At 47.1% G+C, this 17,626-nt stretch carries 16 protein-coding genes; 15 read left to right on the top strand and 1 reads right to left on the bottom strand.

Features of this window, described 5'->3' with window-relative positions:
* Positions 1 to 23 precede the first annotated feature (23 nt).
* The 7 genes from iscA to QN395_RS00810 all read left to right on the top strand — a co-directional run bounded on the left by iscA (position 24) and on the right by QN395_RS00810 (position 6,750).
* Positions 24 to 347: an iron-sulfur cluster assembly protein IscA gene (iscA, locus tag QN395_RS00840; RefSeq protein ID WP_322119370.1), complete on the top strand. Its 324-nt coding sequence runs from the start codon at positions 24 to 26 to the stop codon at positions 345 to 347.
* Between the two features lie 58 nt (positions 348 to 405).
* Positions 406 to 909: a Fe-S protein assembly co-chaperone HscB gene (hscB, locus tag QN395_RS00835; RefSeq protein ID WP_322119371.1), complete on the top strand. Its 504-nt coding sequence runs from the start codon at positions 406 to 408 to the stop codon at positions 907 to 909.
* Between the two features lie 542 nt (positions 910 to 1,451).
* On the top strand, positions 1,452 to 3,314 hold the full coding sequence (gene hscA, locus QN395_RS00830) for a Fe-S protein assembly chaperone HscA (RefSeq protein WP_322119372.1): 1,863 nt from the start codon (positions 1,452 to 1,454) through the stop codon (positions 3,312 to 3,314).
* 109 nt (positions 3,315 to 3,423) lie between these two features.
* Entirely contained in the window at positions 3,424 to 3,762 is a 339-nt protein-coding gene (fdx, locus tag QN395_RS00825; protein ID WP_322119373.1) for an ISC system 2Fe-2S type ferredoxin, read from the top strand.
* 28 nt (positions 3,763 to 3,790) lie between these two features.
* Positions 3,791 to 3,985 (top strand): Fe-S cluster assembly protein IscX, encoded by a 195-nt coding sequence (gene iscX / locus QN395_RS00820; RefSeq protein ID WP_322119374.1) that lies wholly within the window; start codon positions 3,791 to 3,793, stop codon positions 3,983 to 3,985.
* Positions 3,986 to 4,479: 494 nt separating this feature from the next.
* Entirely contained in the window at positions 4,480 to 5,382 is a 903-nt protein-coding gene (locus QN395_RS00815) for a creatininase family protein (protein WP_323492671.1), read from the top strand.
* A 144-nt stretch (positions 5,383 to 5,526) separates the two neighbouring features.
* Positions 5,527 to 6,750, top strand: coding sequence for a YncE family protein (locus QN395_RS00810; protein ID WP_322121598.1), 1,224 nt, complete (start codon positions 5,527 to 5,529; stop codon positions 6,748 to 6,750).
* Between the two features lie 180 nt (positions 6,751 to 6,930).
* Here the strand turns inward: QN395_RS00810 and QN395_RS00805 are convergent, their stop codons facing one another.
* A complete protein-coding gene (locus QN395_RS00805; protein WP_322119376.1) occupies positions 6,931 to 7,059 on the bottom strand; it encodes a hypothetical protein in 129 nt (42 codons plus the stop codon).
* Between the two features lie 51 nt (positions 7,060 to 7,110).
* On the opposite strand from QN395_RS00805, the gene QN395_RS00800 reads away from it, so the two are divergent.
* From QN395_RS00800 to QN395_RS00765, 8 genes are all read left to right on the top strand, one after another.
* On the top strand, positions 7,111 to 8,721 hold the full coding sequence (locus tag QN395_RS00800) for a sensor histidine kinase (protein ID WP_322119377.1): 1,611 nt from the start codon (positions 7,111 to 7,113) through the stop codon (positions 8,719 to 8,721).
* 236 nt (positions 8,722 to 8,957) lie between these two features.
* Positions 8,958 to 9,752 (top strand): thymidylate synthase, encoded by a 795-nt coding sequence (locus tag QN395_RS00795; RefSeq protein ID WP_322119378.1) that lies wholly within the window; start codon positions 8,958 to 8,960, stop codon positions 9,750 to 9,752.
* A 17-nt stretch (positions 9,753 to 9,769) separates the two neighbouring features.
* The gene (locus QN395_RS00790; protein WP_322119379.1) at positions 9,770 to 10,279 is read left to right on the top strand and encodes a dihydrofolate reductase; all 510 of its coding nucleotides are present in this window, start codon (positions 9,770 to 9,772) and stop codon (positions 10,277 to 10,279) included.
* A 15-nt stretch (positions 10,280 to 10,294) separates the two neighbouring features.
* Positions 10,295 to 10,864: a DUF4337 domain-containing protein gene (locus QN395_RS00785; RefSeq protein ID WP_322119380.1), complete on the top strand. Its 570-nt coding sequence runs from the start codon at positions 10,295 to 10,297 to the stop codon at positions 10,862 to 10,864.
* Between the two features lie 74 nt (positions 10,865 to 10,938).
* Positions 10,939 to 11,733, top strand: a complete 795-nt coding sequence (locus QN395_RS00780; RefSeq protein ID WP_322119381.1) for a MipA/OmpV family protein — start codon at positions 10,939 to 10,941, stop codon at positions 11,731 to 11,733.
* 268 nt (positions 11,734 to 12,001) lie between these two features.
* Positions 12,002 to 14,272: an arginine/lysine/ornithine decarboxylase gene (locus QN395_RS00775; protein ID WP_322119382.1), complete on the top strand. Its 2,271-nt coding sequence runs from the start codon at positions 12,002 to 12,004 to the stop codon at positions 14,270 to 14,272.
* 214 nt (positions 14,273 to 14,486) lie between these two features.
* A complete protein-coding gene (locus tag QN395_RS00770) occupies positions 14,487 to 15,407 on the top strand; it encodes a flagellar brake protein (RefSeq protein WP_322119383.1) in 921 nt (306 codons plus the stop codon).
* A 481-nt stretch (positions 15,408 to 15,888) separates the two neighbouring features.
* A complete protein-coding gene (locus QN395_RS00765; RefSeq protein WP_322119384.1) occupies positions 15,889 to 17,619 on the top strand; it encodes a DUF1800 domain-containing protein in 1,731 nt (576 codons plus the stop codon).
* Positions 17,620 to 17,626: the final 7 nt, after the last annotated feature.

The following is a 17,626-nucleotide window of genomic DNA, read 5'->3' as shown; positions in this document are numbered from 1 at the left end:
CATTTGATTCAACAGGAACCAAGATGGCAATCACATTGACAGAAAAAGCGGCTAAGCATGTCAGCCGTTACATGGAACGCCGTGGTAAAGGCATAGGCCTACGCTTTGGGGTGCGCACGACTGGCTGCTCGGGCATGGCCTACAAGCTGGAGTATGTGGACGAGATCGGCAGTGATGATCAGGTATTCGAGTCACATGGTGTCAGAGTGTTTGTCGATCCAAAAAGCTTGCCTTATATCGACGGCACCGAGCTGGATTTTGCCCGTGAAGGTCTGAACGAAGGCTTTAAATTCCGCAATCCCAACATGAAAGACGAATGTGGTTGCGGCGAAAGCTTCCGTATTTAAATATTTAAATATTTAAAGCAGACCTCTAAGATTTAACATCAGAAAGTAATTACAGCGGATGCAAAATCATTTCGATCTGTTCCAGTTGCCACAGCAATTTACACTGGATCAGTCCCAGCTTGACGCGGCTTACCGTGAAGTACAATCCAAAGTGCATCCTGATAAATTTGTGCAAGCCAGCGATGCAGAAAAACGTGTCGCTATGCAGTGGGCGACCCGTGCCAATGAGGCTTACCAGACGCTAAAAAAACCGCTGAAACGGGCAACTTATTTGTGCGAGTTACATGGTGTGGATTTGCAGACAGAGTCCAATACAGCTATGCCGGCAACATTTTTAATGCAACAAATGGAATGGCGTGAAGCATTTGATGATGCAAGACAATCTGATGATCAACCGGCATTGAGCGCATTAGAAAGTGAACTCAGTGCAGCACTGAAAGCGCAACTAGCAGAGGTCGGGCAAGTGCTAGATCAACAGAACTTCGCCCAGGCAGCACAATTGATACGTGCTTGCATGTTTTTGGAAAAATTTCGAGCCGATATTGCCGCTGCTGAAGATTAAAAAATTGGATTGAGGATCGATTGAATTTTGGCATAGCAGATTCAGTGTCACAAAAATCAGGTGAGTATGGATCACCTTTTTTTTCGATTACAGTCAATTTTTTCCTTGGGACAAAAAATATACTGGCAGTAAGTATGTTTTAATAGCCCAATGAATGATTGGACAATCTGGCGTTTTTGATAAAATTATTAGGGAGTGTATTGATCTAGAGACGATCGTCGTCGCCATCAAGTACAACCGCAATTCACCGAATGAATGCAGCACAATCGGCAATCATGACCTAACAATGCGGTATCGTTGACGTCATTGTTTACCTCGTTAGCCCTAAGAGTTAGCTCCAAAAACGAGCCTTCTGCAAAACAAAGTAGCGGCAAGGCAAAACAGGCAAAGTTGAGTCAAAGCGAATAAAACAGCAAAATACATGCTCGAAACCGGTTTATATCATCACCTCGACCACACAATAAATCGCTGACGCAGAATATCGCGTCAGAAAAAGTCAAAATATTAGTCAACTAATTGTAAACATCAAGCGATCAACACAAATGGCACTACTTCAGATTTCAGAACCAGGCATGTCCACCGCGCCGCATCAGCATCGTCTGGCTGTGGGGATTGATCTTGGCACCACCAACTCGCTGGTAGCGACCGTACGTAACAGCATTCCCGAAGTGTTGAATGATGAGCAGGGTCGCGCTCTACTGCCATCGGTGGTGCGCTATTTGCCCAACGGTCATGCGCATATTGGCTATAAGGCACAAGAGGCGCAAACGATAGATCCTAAGAATACGATCATTTCAGCCAAGCGCTTTATGGGACGCGGGCTGAAAGATATTGCCCACGCAGAAAATTTGCCGTACGACTTCCACGACGTGCCAGGTATGGTGCAAGTGAAAACCGTAGCGGGAATTAAAAGTCCGGTAGAAATTTCGGCTCAGATTTTGGCAACTTTGCGGCAGCAGGCAGAAGACGCGCTGGGTGACGACCTGGTCGGTGCGGTCATTACCGTCCCCGCTTATTTTGATGATGCGCAAAGACAAGCAACCAAAGATGCGGCAAAACTCGCTGGGTTAAATGTATTGCGTCTGCTGAATGAACCTACCGCCGCTGCAATTGCCTATGGTCTGGACAATGCGTCAGAAGGCATTTTTGCTGTGTATGACCTCGGTGGTGGCACTTTTGACATCTCCATCTTACGCATGAGCAAAGGTGTGTTTGAGGTTCAGGCGACCGGCGGTGACTCTGCATTAGGCGGTGATGATTTTGATCACCGCTTATTTTGCTGGATCGCCCAGCAAGCGCAACTAGCGCCCTTGTCCGATAGCGATACCCGTTTGCTGATGGTGAAATCGCGCGAAGCCAAAGAAATTCTATCGACCAAAAATTCGACCATGATCGATGCGGTACTAGAATCAGGCGAACAAGTCCATGTCACCGTCAGTGCGGCTCAGTTTGTTGAGATCACGCAAACGCTGGTGGCTAAAACGATCGCACCATGTAAAAAAGCGCTGCGTGACGCCGGGCTGACGATCGATGATATCGATGGCGTCGTCATGGTAGGCGGCGCTACCCGCATGCCGCATGTGCGCAAAGCGGTTGGTGATTTTTTTCAGACGACACCGCTGGCCAATATCGATCCGGACAAAGTGGTCGCGCTCGGCGCCGCGATTCAAGCCAATCTGCTGGCGGGCAACCGCGCACCCGGCGATGACTGGTTACTACTCGACGTTATCCCACTCTCTTTGGGGGTGGAAACCATGGGTGGACTGGCAGAAAAAGTCATCCCACGTAATTCGACTATCCCGTGCGCACGGGCACAAGAATTTACGACGTTTAAAGATGGTCAGACTGCGTTAGCGATCCATATCGTACAAGGCGAACGCGAGCTAGTCAGCGATTGTCGCTCCCTTGCACGCTTTGAGCTGCGCGGCATTCCACCGATGGCAGCCGGTGCAGCGCGCATCCGCATTACGTACCAGGTCGATGCTGATGGCTTGTTATCGGTCGCCGCACGCGAGCTACGTTCTGGTGTTGAAGCCTCAATCACGGTCAAGCCATCTTACGGCTTGGGTGACGATGAGGTTGCCCGCATGTTGCAAGACTCTTTTGCCTCGGCAGAAGGTGACATGCAACTACGCGCACTGAAAGAAGAGCAAGTCGAAGCCGAACGTATTTTACTGGCGACTGAATCAGCACTGCAAGGTGACGCTCAGCTTTTATCCGAAACCGAAAAAACCGCGATTGCAGGCCTGATGGATGCAGTACGCCAGCAAGCGCAAGGTAGCGACCACAATGTTTTAAAAGCAGCGATTACGGCGTTGGCGGATGGTACTGAAGAATTTGCTGCGAGACGCATGGATCAAAGCGTACGTACTGCCTTATCTGGAAAAAAATTAGACGACATTTAAGCTCTTGTGAGCTCTGTTGCAAACTGCATTTCACACTGCATTGCACACAACTTACAAGCGATCTGTCATCTGCACTAATGTCATTATTGAGAAAAGAATAGAGAACACCATGCCACAAATTATCGTTTTACCTCATCCTGTACTCTGCCCAGATGGCGCAGTGATCGAAGCCGAAGAAGGAAAATCTCTGTGTGAAGCGCTAGTAGAAAGCGATGTAGAAATAGAACATGCCTGCGAGATGTCTTGCGCCTGTACCACTTGCCATGTGGTCATACGCGAAGGATTTAAATCCTTAAACGGTTCAACTGAGGACGAAGAAGACTTGCTCGATGCGGCCTGGGGACTAGAAGCAAATTCCCGCTTGTCATGCCAGGTCAAACTCGGCAAGCAAGACATCACGATAGAAATCCCGAAATATACGATCAATCACGCACGCGAGAATCATTAAACTCGTTGCCAGAAATGAGGAGCGCATCATGAAATGGATAGACTCTCAGCAAATAGCAGAAGTGCTGTACGATAAGTTTCCGGATATTGATCCGCTGACAATACGCTTCACTGACCTGCATCGTTGGGTCTGTGAGCTGGCAGAATTTAACGACGATCCGCAACATTCTGGCGAAAAAATTCTGGAAGGAATCCAGATGGCATGGATAGACGAAGCCCGTTAATTGCTTCCATAAGCATAAACTCCCCATTATTTTCAGCAACAATACTAGATTGCCCAAGGTTTCCTTGGACGATTAAACAATACACAGGGGTAGTATTGTTCTGAAAGTACGGTAAAGCTATTAAAATAGCCGAAAAAAATCGGGACTAATTTCAGGCTTTCAACGACTATTTAGAAATCACCAGTCGAGCTATGTCCATCAAAAAATTTCTCGCTACAGCATGGATTTTTTCTAATTTAATTAAGCAGAATCAATAAATTCTTAAACGAGCCTCGCGATCTGCCAGTTCATCAAACCCAAACGCCTATAATAGAGGCCTTTCGGCAACCGCCGGTTCAGATGACTTTAGATCGATCTGTACTAGTTACTGCACTTCATAAGCGCTACATGAAACGAGTATTCATCAAAATTAGCATCCCTATTGAAATGGCATCTCCGGTGGAGAAACAGCTCACACATACAGCGATAATCGTATCGCCTACTACCGAGTCATTATGCTGATGCATCCATTGAAACGCGGGCAACTCCTTTGCACAATTTTGGCCTTCTCACTTTTAAGCTGTTTGCTGACAAGCACATTGCCAGCCCACGCAGCCAATGTGGCCAATGTAGCAGCAAGCAGCTCCGACAATATGATTGTCAATATCGATGAGATGTCATCATCTGAACTACGCGACAAAATTGCTGCTGGCGCGACCACGATTCTGGTGCCGATCGGTGGTACTGAACAAAGCGGCCCGTATATTGCGCTCGGCAAACACAATACCCGCGCCTATGTGCTATCCAGACAAATCGCGCAAAAACTCGGCAATACTGTGGTAGCACCCGTGATCAGTTATGTGCCTGAAGGATCGATTCATCCGCCAGTCGCGCACATGCGATTTACCGGAACGATTTCGATTCCCGATGCGACTTTTGAATCGATTCTGGAGGCAACTGCCCGTAGTTTTAAACAACATGGTTTTCGTCATGTCATCTTTTTGGGTGATCATGGCGGTTACCAAAAAAATGAGGACAAAGTCGCCACCAAACTCAATCGCGAATGGGCCAATGATCCTGGCTGCCGGGTGATTGCCTTGCTGGATTATTACCGAATTACCCAGACCGCTTATGTCGCAGATTTAAAGAGTCGCGGTTTTAGCGAAGCAGAAATCGGTACTCATGCCGGTCTGGCGGATACCGCATTGATGCTGGCAGTTGATAAATCCATGGTGCGCACTGAAGCTCTTGCTCGTGCCGCGAAGCCGGGACCGCAAGACGGCGTGTACGGCGACCCGCGACGCGCCACCGTAGAATTGGGACAATTAGGTGTACAGCGTATTGTAGAAACTTCCGTCAATGCCATCCGCGCAGCCTTGCGCGAGCATGAGGACGCTACGATTAACAAACGTAAATAAGCACAAATAAGCGTAAATAAGTAAGCGCAAGCAAAGGAAATAATGTTGAATCTGAATAAAACGTCTGCAAAATTATCTGCCAGCAAACTCAAAGTCAGTCTCGTATCTACAGCAATCGTTGTTGTCGCTGGAGTGGGTATCACGATGGCGACCCAAGTCATCGGCGCACCTGCCACCTCGGCCGCTCCCGCAACGGTCAACGCGTTACCAGCAGCCATAGCGACGGTACCAGGCATGCCAGCGGTAATCGACCCACGCAATCTGTACAGCGAGAGCGGCAGCACGCGTTTAAGCCCCGTTGTCAGTGATCATCTGGAGCGTGTTTACGTCCCTAACCTGCGTTCAAACGACGTGTACGTGATCGATCCGGCCAGCATGAAAGTCGTCAGCAAATTCAAAGTTGGCATCGCCCCGCAACACGTAGTTCCAGCATGGGATTTGCGTACACTCTGGGTCGCCAATAACGCCGAACGCAGCAATAACGGCAGCCTGACACCGATTGATCCCCGCACCAGCAAACCCGGCAAATCCGTGCCGGTGGACGATCCCTACAATATGTATTTCACGCCGGATGGAAAATCAGCGATTGTGGTTGCAGAGGCTTTGCACCGGCTGGATTTCCGCGATCCGCAAACAATGGCATTGCAATACACGATTGATGCACCTAAATGCGGCGGCATTAACCATGCAGATTTTTCAATTGACGGGCGCTATGCATTGTTTACCTGCGAGTTCGAAGGCAGCGTGGCAAAAATTGATCTGGTCAACCGCAAGGTACAAGGCTATTTAAAATTAAACGTGCCTCGGACCCGCTTTAAAGAAGGCGCGGATGCAGCTGCACTGAACGGCCCTGCCGGCAGCGAAATTTGCACCTCAGCGAAAGGTATGCCACAGGATATTCGCAGTTCTCCCGACGGTAAGCGTTTTTATATCGCCGATATGGATGCGGACGGTGTGCATATCGTTGATGGCGAAGCATTTAAAGAAGTCGGCTTTATCCCGACCGGTTTGGGCGCGCACGGTATATATCCGAGCCGTGACGGCAAACAACTGTATGTCGCCAACCGCGGCACCCACAAAATCCACGGCAAACGTCGTGGCAAAGGTGGTGTCACAGTCATCGATTTCGCTAGCGAAAAAGTCGTAGCACAATGGCCGATTCCAGGCGGTGGTAGCCCCGACATGGGTAACGTCAGCGTTGATGGCAAATTCTTATGGCTGTCTGGCCGCTTCGATGACGTGGTCTACCGGATTGACACAACATCTGGTGCGGTCATCCAGATCGCTGTCGGACAAGAGCCACACGGTCTCACCGTCTGGCCTCAGCCGGGTAGATATTCTTTAGGACACACTGGCAATCTGCGTTAATGCAAATTAATGCACGTCAATGTGCATTAATGCGGTAAATAGAGTTAGCTTAAATTCACTGCGCTTGATTTCTCTCGGTCAATTGTATTTTTTGCGGCTATTAGCAAAGTGAGTTTCTTGCTTAAGCGTAAAAAGTATTTTAGTATCAATAAAATGCTTGATTAGATTCTCTTGCGTCATTTAAATCTGCTTCCCCTTCCATGCAAGTGCGTTTTTTTGCTTGATGGTGTACGTGTTGACGGTAGCAGAAGCTAGTACAGAGATCACATGCGCTAAGGCTCTGGTTGTCGTCGATATTGAGACATCCATGAGTATTCCAGTAGCACTCGCTAACAAGAAGTGATGCACAAGGATCTTGCAATGCAGTTTCAACATCTTCTTTCTGCGGTTCGCGGTCGGCTCACCTTAAGGCTGGCTATTATCCTTGCCGTAGTTTTTGGCTTGCTTGCACCGTTTGTTATTCTCATCCCTTATTACCAAATCAGCATCGAGTCGGTAGCGCGCGAACGTACCACTGCTGATCACCAGCGCCTGGCTGATATCCTCGCCGTTATATTGAGCGAACCTCTCTGGCAAATTACGCCTGAAATCGCCAAAGTATCCAGCGAAGTGGTGTATTCCGACCCACGGGTGGCAGAAATCCGTGTAGTTACCCTGCCCGATCATAAAGAATTTATTAGAAATGACACTCGCAGAAAATCACAAGAAGGACCGTTTAAAGTCGAGAAACGGAATATCAAACACGGTGAGCAAGTCATCGGTGAAGTAGAACTGACGTTGGCCGAGGATATCTTGCGAGAAAATCTGGCCTCAGAATTCAAACGCTATGCCAGCTCAGCCTTGGTCTCGTTGATTGTTGCGGTGGTATTTATTTTGCTGGTATTGCAATGGCGCTTGGTTCAGCCGATTAAACTCCTGATGACTGAGTCAGACCGGCTGGCCAATGGCCAGCTCAATGAGCCTATCTCGTTTAAGCGAGAAGATGAACTCGGTCATCTGGCGCTCAGCTTGGAAGCGACCCGGCAAGCACTACAAAGATCTTTCTCAGAACTTGAAGTGAAGAATCAGCAATTACTTGAATATTCAGGCACGCTGGAATCCAAGGTTAAGCAGCGTACACAAGAATTAGAAACCCTCAATCTCACGCTCGAGACTGCGCTCAATAATGTCAACAACGCGCAAAATGAACTGGCTCGCGTTGAGCGCATGGCGGCACTCGGCTCCATGGTTGCAGGTGTCGCCCATGAACTGAATACGCCTCTTGGCAATTGCCTGTTGGTTGCCAGCACCTTAGAAGAAGAAACCAAACAACTGACGGGCCTGATGAACGCTGGCGCTATGCGCAAATCCGATTTGACTCGTTATACCAATACCGCAAATGAGTCGACTAAATTATTGCTACGTGGCTTACAACATGCAGCTCGTTTAGTCGGCGATTTTAAACAAGTCGCGGTAGACCAATCGAGTGCCCAGCGACGTCAGTTTGGCTTACTGATTACCTTGCAAGAATTAGCTGCATTACTCAACTCCAGTTTGCGCAAAACGCCGTTCACACTAGAACTGGATATTCCTGGAAATATTCAGCTAGACAGCTATCCCGGCCCTCTGGGTCAAGTCTTCACTAATCTGGTCAACAACGCAGTCAATCATGGCCTGGATGGCTTACCTGAGGGGCGCATGTATTGCAAGGCGCACCGTCAGGGCGACCACGTATTGATCGTGTTTGAAGATAACGGCAAAGGTATCGCACCGGAGGTCATTAAGCGCGTATTCGAGCCATTCTTTACCACCAAATTTGGTCAAGGTGGCAGCGGTCTTGGGCTGTCCATCACTTTTAATATCGTCAGTAACGTGCTCGGTGGTGAAATCCGTGTTTCTAGCGAGCCAGGTAAAGGTGCCAGATTTGAAATCAGCATCCCGCTGGTTGCACCAGGACAAGCTAACTCAGCCAATCCTCTGTTAAACAACTGATCTATCGGTAATGCGCAATAAGTTTGTGTATTATCAGCTGTGCTCATGTGGTGCTTTACAACCATGAGCTTTCGCCACACATATACTCCCTATCTGTATATTTAAGCTACCCAGTCATTCCCTAGTTATTTCGACGTTTTATAGAAATAATATGGGGAGTATCTAGATATTTATGTATTTGTTCATATGTTAGTCGGTAAACCGTTACAATCTCACAAAAATTTCCAAAGCTCATTATGCGCCAATACCTCGACTTCATGCGCCATGTGCAACAACATGGCACTACCAAAACTGACCGCACCGGCACCGGCACCGTGTCAGTTTTTGGCTACCAAATGCGATTTGACCTGCAACAAGGCTTTCCATTGGTAACAACCAAAAAACTACATCTGAAATCTATCATCCATGAACTGATCTGGTTCTTGGCCGGCTCGACTAATACCAAATATCTGAGGGACAACGGCGTCTCGATCTGGGATGAATGGGCGGACGAGAATGGTAATCTGGGTCCGGTCTATGGCTCGCAATGGCGTAACTGGCCAGCGCCGGACGGTACTCATATCGATCAGATCAGCCAGCTCATCGCACAAATCAAAAGCAACCCGGACTCGCGCCGCTTGATTGTATCTGCCTGGAATGTAGCTGATATTCCGCAGATGAAGCTGCCGCCCTGCCATGCCTTATTCCAGTTTTATGTGGCGGATGGAAAGCTCTCTTGCCAGTTATACCAGCGCAGTGCCGATATTTTTTTAGGTGTGCCGTTTAATATTGCCTCATACGCTTTGCTGACCCATATGGTGGCGCAACAAACAGGTTTAGATGTCGGGGAATTTATCTGGACCGGCGGCGATTGCCATTTGTATTCAAACCACATGGATCAGGTCGCAGAGCAGTTATCACGCGACACCTTTGCGCCGCCAAAACTGATCATCAAGCGTCATCCGGAATCGATTTTTGATTATAAATTTGAGGATTTTGAGATCGCAGATTACCAATTTCACCCGCATATTAAAGCGCCTGTCGCAGTCTAATCAGAGATTTCATCAGCATGTCATCCTTCACAATTATTGTTGCGACTGATCTCCAGCGCGGCATTGGCGTCAACAACACGCTGCCCTGGCATTTGCCAGAGGATTTGGCACATTTTAAAAATACCACCAGCGGTCACGCGATCGTGATGGGGCGAAAAACCTTTGATTCAATCGGCAGAGCCTTGCCAAACCGCCGCAATATTGTGATCTCTCGCAACCCAGCTTGGTCGCATGAGGGCGTTGAATGCGTTTCCTCATTAGAGGCAGCGCTGGCTTTGCTAAAAGATAAGACCCAAGATAACGCCAAAAATGAACAGGCGTTTATCATCGGCGGCGCAGAAATTTATCAACAAGCCTTACCGTTTGCAAATAAACTGATCATTACAGAAATACAACAAACTTTTAATTGTGACGCTTTTTTCCCCCTGATCGAAGCGCAGGAATGGACAAAGATCAGCAGCGAACAACATCATTCTGAGAAAAGCCAGCTGGATTATGCTTTTGTCACTTATCAAAGAAATAATTAAATCAGAAAAATACTCATGTCAGATTCAGAATTTCACGTCCACGGACCACACGACCACGAGTTAGAACATGCAGCCCATAGCAACGATAGTTTTGCGGGCAAAATTGCCGTCATGACTGCCATCATGGCGACCGTTGGCGCATTGTTTGGCTTTGAAGGCGGCGCTACGCAAAATGACGCAGCAATGTTTAAGAACGAAGCCGCGATCAAAAAAACCGAAGCCTCCAATCAATGGAACTTTTACCAGGCAAAATCGAGTAAACAGAACTTATCTGAACTAGCGATGGTCTTACCCGGCATTGATGTAGAGAAATATAAAGCCAAGGTCGCACGCTATGAAGTTGAAAAAGAAGAAATCAAGAAAAATGCAGAGAAATTAGAAGCAGAATCCTCAGAATGGGATAAGAAATCGGAAGAAGCTCTGCATCAGCATCATCGTTGGGCGCAAGCCATGACCGCTGTGCAAATTGCGATTTCTTTAGCGGCCATCACTCTGTTGACCAAGAAAAAGTGGTTACAATATGGTTCATATGGCGTTGCCGGAGTGGGCGTAATATTGGCAGGACTGGCCTGGTTGCATATCTGAGTAGTGAAGTAAAGCGTGGCGATAAAGAGTTACGATGAATAGTTACTGTCGCTGAGATACTTACAGGATACACAATGAAAAAAATACTACCCACTGCCCTACTTTTTCTGGCGACAGCATTGTCAGCACAGGCACAAACCTCCGAGTTTGCACAGTTAGTTCCCAGCACTTACCTACCGAAAGATGTAAATTTTTCACTCGGTGCTGCTGCCATATCTGCCCCCCGTTACACCGGATCCGATGAGCGTCGCGTATTTGCAGCACCGCTATTTGATGCACAATGGAGAAATGGCATATTCCTTAGCTCGATTTCTGGTCTTGGCTACAACTTCTCTAAAGATCCCAGCCTGCAATATGGTTTGAGAATGACCGTAGAAGCCGCTCGTGATGAATCCAAATCCAGCAAGCTCCGCGGCTTGGGCGATGTCGATTCAGCGATTGAGCCTGGTGCTTTCGTCAACTATGTGGTCAACCAAAATTATTCTTTAAGCTCATCCCTACGCTACGGCTCAGGCATAGATCACAACGGGGTACAACTTAGCTTGGGTGGGCGTGCAACAACCTCCCTCAACACGCATCACCGTTTATCCGCAAGTTTTGGTGCCAATTGGGCAAATACATCCTATATGCAATCTTATTTTGGGGTGACACCGACGCAATCTGCCAACAGCGGTTACACACCGTATGCGCCATCTGCTGGTTTTACCGATGTTAAAGTAGGTGCCAGCTGGAACTGGAATATTGATTCCAACTGGTCATTGACGACCGGTGCATCCGTTAAATATTTGACGGGCGATGCCAGCAAGAGTCCATTTGTATTTGAAAAAGCACCAATTACGATATTTTCTGCTGCCAGCTACCGCTTCTAAAACAGTTTGACTGCCTGCTTAGCAGAATACTGATTAAGTACAGAGCATACGGTCAAGCGTTGGTAATATTCCCTCAATATGACGACAGGATGAAATTTTTTCCTAATCGTCCTTATTGGGGATTTTTTTTCACATTTCCACCCTCATATCTGAGAAAATTCGGTCTTTGAATTTTTCGGCGCGCAAGCGGTTGATCCAACCCGGACATCAATCTGTTTCCGGACTCACTTGCCCAGGCGTCTCCCCGTAACAGCTCTCTGGAGACCTCATGAAATTCCGCTTCCCCATCGTCATCATTGACGAAGATTTCCGTTCCGAAAATACCTCTGGCCTTGGCATACGCGCTCTTGCAGACGCGATGGAAAAAGAAGGCATGGAAGTGCTGGGCGTAACCAGCTATGGCGATTTGTCGCAATTTGCGCAGCAACAATCGCGCGCCTCGGCTTTTATTCTGTCCATTGACGATGAAGAATTTGGCGATGGTACCGATGAAGAAACAGACCATGCACTTAAATCCCTGCGTGCCTTTGTCGAAGAAATCCGATACAAAAATGCCGATATCCCGATTTATTTGTATGGCGAAACCCGTACTTCACGCCATATCCCTAACGATATTCTGCGTGAGCTACATGGCTTTATTCACATGTTTGAAGATACGCCAGAGTTCGTCGCACGTCATATTATCCGTGAAGCCAAATCTTACTTAGATGGTTTGTCACCGCCGTTTTTCCGCGCGCTGGTGCATTACGCGAATGATGGTTCGTATTCATGGCATTGCCCTGGTCACTCCGGTGGCGTCGCATTTTTAAAATCACCTATCGGCCAGATGTTTCATCAATTTTTTGGTGAAAACATGCTGCGTGCCGACGTTTGTAATGCAGTCGAAGAACTGGGGCAATTGCTGGATCATACCGGTCCGGTTGCCGCATCTGAGCGCAATGCAGCACGTATTTTTAATGCCGATCACTGCTATTTTGTCACCAACGGCACCAGCACCAGCAATAAGATGGTGTGGCATTCCACCGTAGCTCCCGGCGACATCGTCGTGGTGGATCGTAACTGCCATAAGTCGATTTTGCACTCCATTATTATGTGCGGCGCGATTCCGGTTTTTCTGATGCCAACCCGTAATCACCTTGGCATTATCGGCCCTATTCCGCTGGAAGAATTCAGCATGGAAAGCATCCGTAAAAAGATTGAAGCTAATCCCTTTGCACGCAATGCGAAGAACAAAAAACCACGTATCCTGACAATCACCCAATCCACCTATGATGGCGTGTTGTACAACGTAGAGACACTCAAAGATTTGCTGGATGGCGAAATCGACACGCTTCATTTTGATGAAGCCTGGTTGCCACATGCGACTTTCCATCCGTTTTATCAAGACATGCATGCGATTGGCAAAGACCGTCCGCGTGCTAAAAAATCGATGATTTTTTCTACCCAATCAACGCACAAACTGCTGGCCGGTATTTCGCAGGCATCGCAAATTTTGGTGCGTGAGTCAGAAACAGTCAAACTCGATAAAGACAGTTTTAACGAAGCCTATCTGATGCACACATCAACCTCACCGCAATACTCTATCATTGCCTCGTGCGACGTCGCAGCAGCGATGATGGAAGCTCCAGGCGGTACCGCCTTGGTTGAGGAATCTATCTTAGAAGCGCTAGATTTCCGCCGCGCCATGCGCAAGGTAGATCAAGAATGGGGCAAAGATTGGTGGTTCCAGGTCTGGGGTCCAGATACCTTGTCAGAAAATGGCATGGCATCGCGCGACGACTGGATGATTAATGCCGAAGATGACTGGCATGGCTTTGGTAAACTTGCACCAGGCTTCAACATGCTGGACCCGATCAAGGCAACGATTGTTACGCCAGGTCTATCGTTGGAAGGGAACTTTAGCGCAACAGGTATTCCTGCGTCGATCGTCACCAAGTATCTTGCAGAACACGGCGTTATTGTCGAAAAAGCGGGTTTGTATTCCTTCTTTATTATGTTCACCATTGGTATCACCAAAGGTCGTTGGAATACTTTGCTGACAGCTTTACAGCAGTTTAAAGACGATTACGACAAGAATCAGCCGATGTGGCGCATCTTGCCAGAATTCGCTACGGCCAATCCACGTTATGAACAAATTGGTCTGAAGGATTTATCACAAAGCATTCATGAAGTATATAAAGCCAGTGACGTCGCCCGCCTGACAACCGAGATGTATTTGTCCGACATGCAACCAGCGATGAAACCGTCTGATGCCTTTGCCAAAATGGCACATCGTGAGATAGAAAGGGTTGCCATCAATGATCTGGAAGGTCGCGTCACAGCGATTTTATTGACGCCTTACCCACCAGGTATTCCTTTGTTGATTCCAGGTGAACGCTTCAATAAAACCATTGTTGATTACCTCAAATTTGTTCGTGACTTTAACGAGAAATTTCCTGGCTTTGAAACCGACTGCCATGGTTTAGTAAAAGCAGAAGTGGATGGAAAACGCGGCTATTTTGTCGATTGCGTCAGATTAGGTGCCGAACTTAGTGAATAAGTTGAGACTCAACTAAGAATCATTTGAGACGAAGTTGGGGTTCAATGTTCACTGCGATTACGCATTGAGAAAAAAAGCACTTGTAAGCGCAAGTGCTTTTTTATATCTCAGGCGATGTAACGCGGCTGGGACGGTTTTGCGTAAGTCCTGTCTTTATATTTTGTTTTTCAGGATACAATAAAGCTCAACTCTTTATGAGCGGCAAAGGTATTGCATGAATGAATTGTCCACATTAGTACCGATTAAAAAAACAGAAATCAAAGTTGGTGAAGCATCACCTTGGCCGATTTACGACGCATGGGGTAATTTATTGCTCGATTCTGGTTGCATCGTGAATAGCGAAAGGCAATTAGCAGATTTGATTGAAAACGGCTATTGCTCAGATACGACCTGGGCAGATGTCGGAAAAAAATCCTCACCTCCTATTTCCACTTTAAGCAAACCACCGTCGACCGTCGCAAAACCGCCCGTATCCGAGTTGAATAAAGATGAGTTAATGGAATTGGACAGCGTGCGCTGGCATGTTGGAGAAATTTTCTATCTGCAAGTGCATGATAATGCCGCTCTCAGGTATACCGTGCGCCTGATCGGTTTTGTTAAAAACAAATCGATCATTGTGAGCCCACCGATGATTGATGGCAAAGGTGCGTTAATAAGAGATGGACAAACCTTTATCGTGCGGGCTTTCCCTGGCAAAAAAGCGTATGCCTTTACTGCCTCCGCGATCAAATCGGTGTTTACGCCCTATGCCTATCTCCATCTGTCTTATCCTAAACAAGTACGTTGTACGACGATACGACAAAACTCCCGCGCTAACGTAAAGATTATTGCAGCCGTCAGCATAGGAGATCCGGAGCAAACTGCCGCTGCAACACTAGGTGATTTAAGTATGGGAGGTAGCTCTGGCGTGCTCAAAAAATTAATCGGTAAAAAGAATGATCTTGGTACCATCAAATTTAAAGTCAACGCTGCTGGCAATGATGAGTATCTGGTACTCAACGTTATATTAAGATCAATTTCTCCAACAGAGACTGGGGATGAATATCGCTATGGTTTTGAATTTGTCGATGTCCCAACGCAATCTAAATTAATTTTGTCCGCTTTTGTACATCAAACTCTGGCTGAAATAGAATAAAAATCTGATAGCAGTTTAGCTCACATCCCTCTTTCTCTCTGTTGTATTTTGTCCTTAAATCTGCATTGCTTTACTCAGGATTTTATTGGTTACCACTAGAATTTATTTCCACATGAAAATTTATGCTAATGTATCAGAAAGTATCAAACTAACTGATTTTTGTTGTAAGCTACCTTAACCCTAGTAATAAGCATTAAACAATACGACAGTAGAATGCAGAAAAACACATCTGCATCGCTGTTTTTTCTGCGGCAAAATCACATTATATTTTATACTCCGTACAGTATTATTAATTCCCCACGTATATGTTGGTCGGTAGATTAACTATTTCTAAATTATGGGGGAGTATAGTGAAATTACTGCAAACTGTACTAAAGGAGAATGAAAGGAGAGGGCTTTTATTCTCTTTTCACCATGAATTGATTTTGTATAAATTCAGACATCTTAAGCCTCTCAAAACTACCTACAACGGAGATGTATCATGCCGTATCGCTTGATAAAACTGGCCGCAACTAGCGCCCTCGTAGCATTACTGACCTCTTGCGGAGGTGGTGGCGGTAGTGACACCAGTAATAGCAATAGTGGAACTGGTACTGGAGGGGGAACATCGCCGCCGCCAGTGGCAATCGTGCCGCCGACTCAGGCGCAAGCAGCGCGGATGTTAGGACAAGCAAGCTTCGGTGCAACTACAACGGATATCAACAGCGTCGTCACTAGCGGCTACAGCAGTTGGATTGATACGCAGTTTGCTATTCCACAAACCTTGCACCGTAACTATATGGATAGCATCAGCGCGACTCTGCCAACAGGTACCACGATTAGTCAAAATCAATTCTTTGAGTCATTCTGGCAGCAAGCCATTACGGGTAAAGATCAATTACGCCAGCGTGTCACCTTTGCACTATCACAAATTTTTGTAGTCTCGTTCCAGGACAGCACGGTTGCAAACTTCCCGCGCGGTGTAGCTTCTTATTACGACACTTTGGGCACAAATGCCTTTGGCAATTTTCGCAGCTTGCTAGAAAACGTCAGCTTGCATCCAATGATGGGGATTTACCTGACTTCATTACGCAACCAAAAAGAATCAGGTACACAAACCCCAGATGAAAATTACGCCCGTGAAGTAATGCAGTTGCTGACTATCGGTTTATATGAATTAAATCCGGATGGTTCATTAAAACTGAACAATGGCAAACCGATAGAAACCTATACCAACACCGATATTACTGGCATGGCTAAAGTATTTACCGGCTGGAGCTGGGCTGGACCAGACAAGTCGGACAGCCGTTTTTTTGGCGGCACACCGGACGCCAATCGCGATTGGCAACCAATGCAGAGTTATCCCAAATATCATTCCACCTCTGAAAAAGCTTTTTTAGGTGTCACCGTTCCCGCCCAATCAACGCCTAATCCAGAGGCAAGTTTAAAAACTGCGTTAGATCGTCTGTTTAACCATAACAATGCCGCGCCATTTTTCAGTAAACAGCTCATACAACGTCTGGTCACCAGCAACCCTAGTCCGCAATATGTTGGCAGAGTCGCTGCTGTATTTGCGGACAACGGCCAAGGTGTGCGCGGTGATATGAAGGCGATTATTAAAGCTGTTTTGTTAGATACAGAAGCACGTACTGATGTCAGTAGCAGCACAACGACTGCCGGAAAATTGCGTGAACCGGTCATCCGTCTGGCAAATTGGATGCGCGCATTTAATGCAAGCTCTGCATCCAAACGCTTCTTGTTAGGTAGTTTGGATGATCCGCTCAGCGCATTAGGCCAGACACCAATGCGCTCCTCATCGGTATTCAATTTTTATCGTCCTGGTTATGTTCCACCCAATACCAGCCTGGCTAGTGCAACACCTGAGCTGGTCGCACCCGAATTCCAAATCACCGGCGAAACCTCAGTCGTCGGATATTTAAATTTTATGCGCGATGTCATCCAGAATGGCACAGGATCTTCACGCGATGTCACCGCCGATTATTCCAGTTTGATTGCACTGGCCGATACACCGGACAAACTACTAGATCAGGTAAGTCTGCTGCTGACATCTAACCAGATGAGCGCCACTTTGCGTAACCAGATACTGGCTGCGGTCAACTCGGTTGCGATCTCGACGACCAGCACCACTGCGGCCGACACCGCCAGAAAAAATCGTGTCTATCTCAGTATTTTTCTGACGATGGCGTCCCCCGAATACATCGTACAAAAATAAGCGGAGC

The sequence above is a fragment of the Undibacterium sp. RTI2.2 genome, from assembly GCF_035018705.1.
GTDB lineage: Bacteria > Pseudomonadota > Gammaproteobacteria > Burkholderiales > Burkholderiaceae_D > Undibacterium.
This window is presented reverse-complemented; position numbering and strand designations above follow the sequence as displayed.

What these genes read in the sequence shown, in the direction of transcription:
- iscA (WP_322119370.1), top strand. Translation starts at nt 24, where the DNA reads ATGGCAATCACATTGACAGAAAAAGCGGCTAAGCATGTCAGCCGTTAC.
- hscB (WP_322119371.1), top strand. Translation starts at nt 406, where the DNA reads ATGCAAAATCATTTCGATCTGTTCCAGTTGCCACAGCAATTTACACTG.
- hscA (WP_322119372.1), top strand. Translation starts at nt 1,452, where the DNA reads ATGGCACTACTTCAGATTTCAGAACCAGGCATGTCCACCGCGCCGCAT.
- fdx (WP_322119373.1), top strand. Translation starts at nt 3,424, where the DNA reads ATGCCACAAATTATCGTTTTACCTCATCCTGTACTCTGCCCAGATGGC.
- iscX (WP_322119374.1), top strand. Translation starts at nt 3,791, where the DNA reads ATGAAATGGATAGACTCTCAGCAAATAGCAGAAGTGCTGTACGATAAG.
- QN395_RS00815 (WP_323492671.1), top strand. Translation starts at nt 4,480, where the DNA reads ATGCTGATGCATCCATTGAAACGCGGGCAACTCCTTTGCACAATTTTG.
- QN395_RS00810 (WP_322121598.1), top strand. Translation starts at nt 5,527, where the DNA reads ATGGCGACCCAAGTCATCGGCGCACCTGCCACCTCGGCCGCTCCCGCA.
- QN395_RS00805 (WP_322119376.1), bottom strand. Translation starts at nt 7,059, where the DNA reads ATGGATGTCTCAATATCGACGACAACCAGAGCCTTAGCGCATGTGATC.
- QN395_RS00800 (WP_322119377.1), top strand. Translation starts at nt 7,111, where the DNA reads ATGCAGTTTCAACATCTTCTTTCTGCGGTTCGCGGTCGGCTCACCTTA.
- QN395_RS00795 (WP_322119378.1), top strand. Translation starts at nt 8,958, where the DNA reads ATGCGCCAATACCTCGACTTCATGCGCCATGTGCAACAACATGGCACT.
- QN395_RS00790 (WP_322119379.1), top strand. Translation starts at nt 9,770, where the DNA reads ATGTCATCCTTCACAATTATTGTTGCGACTGATCTCCAGCGCGGCATT.
- QN395_RS00785 (WP_322119380.1), top strand. Translation starts at nt 10,295, where the DNA reads ATGTCAGATTCAGAATTTCACGTCCACGGACCACACGACCACGAGTTA.
- QN395_RS00780 (WP_322119381.1), top strand. Translation starts at nt 10,939, where the DNA reads ATGAAAAAAATACTACCCACTGCCCTACTTTTTCTGGCGACAGCATTG.
- QN395_RS00775 (WP_322119382.1), top strand. Translation starts at nt 12,002, where the DNA reads ATGAAATTCCGCTTCCCCATCGTCATCATTGACGAAGATTTCCGTTCC.
- QN395_RS00770 (WP_322119383.1), top strand. Translation starts at nt 14,487, where the DNA reads ATGAATGAATTGTCCACATTAGTACCGATTAAAAAAACAGAAATCAAA.
- QN395_RS00765 (WP_322119384.1), top strand. Translation starts at nt 15,889, where the DNA reads ATGCCGTATCGCTTGATAAAACTGGCCGCAACTAGCGCCCTCGTAGCA.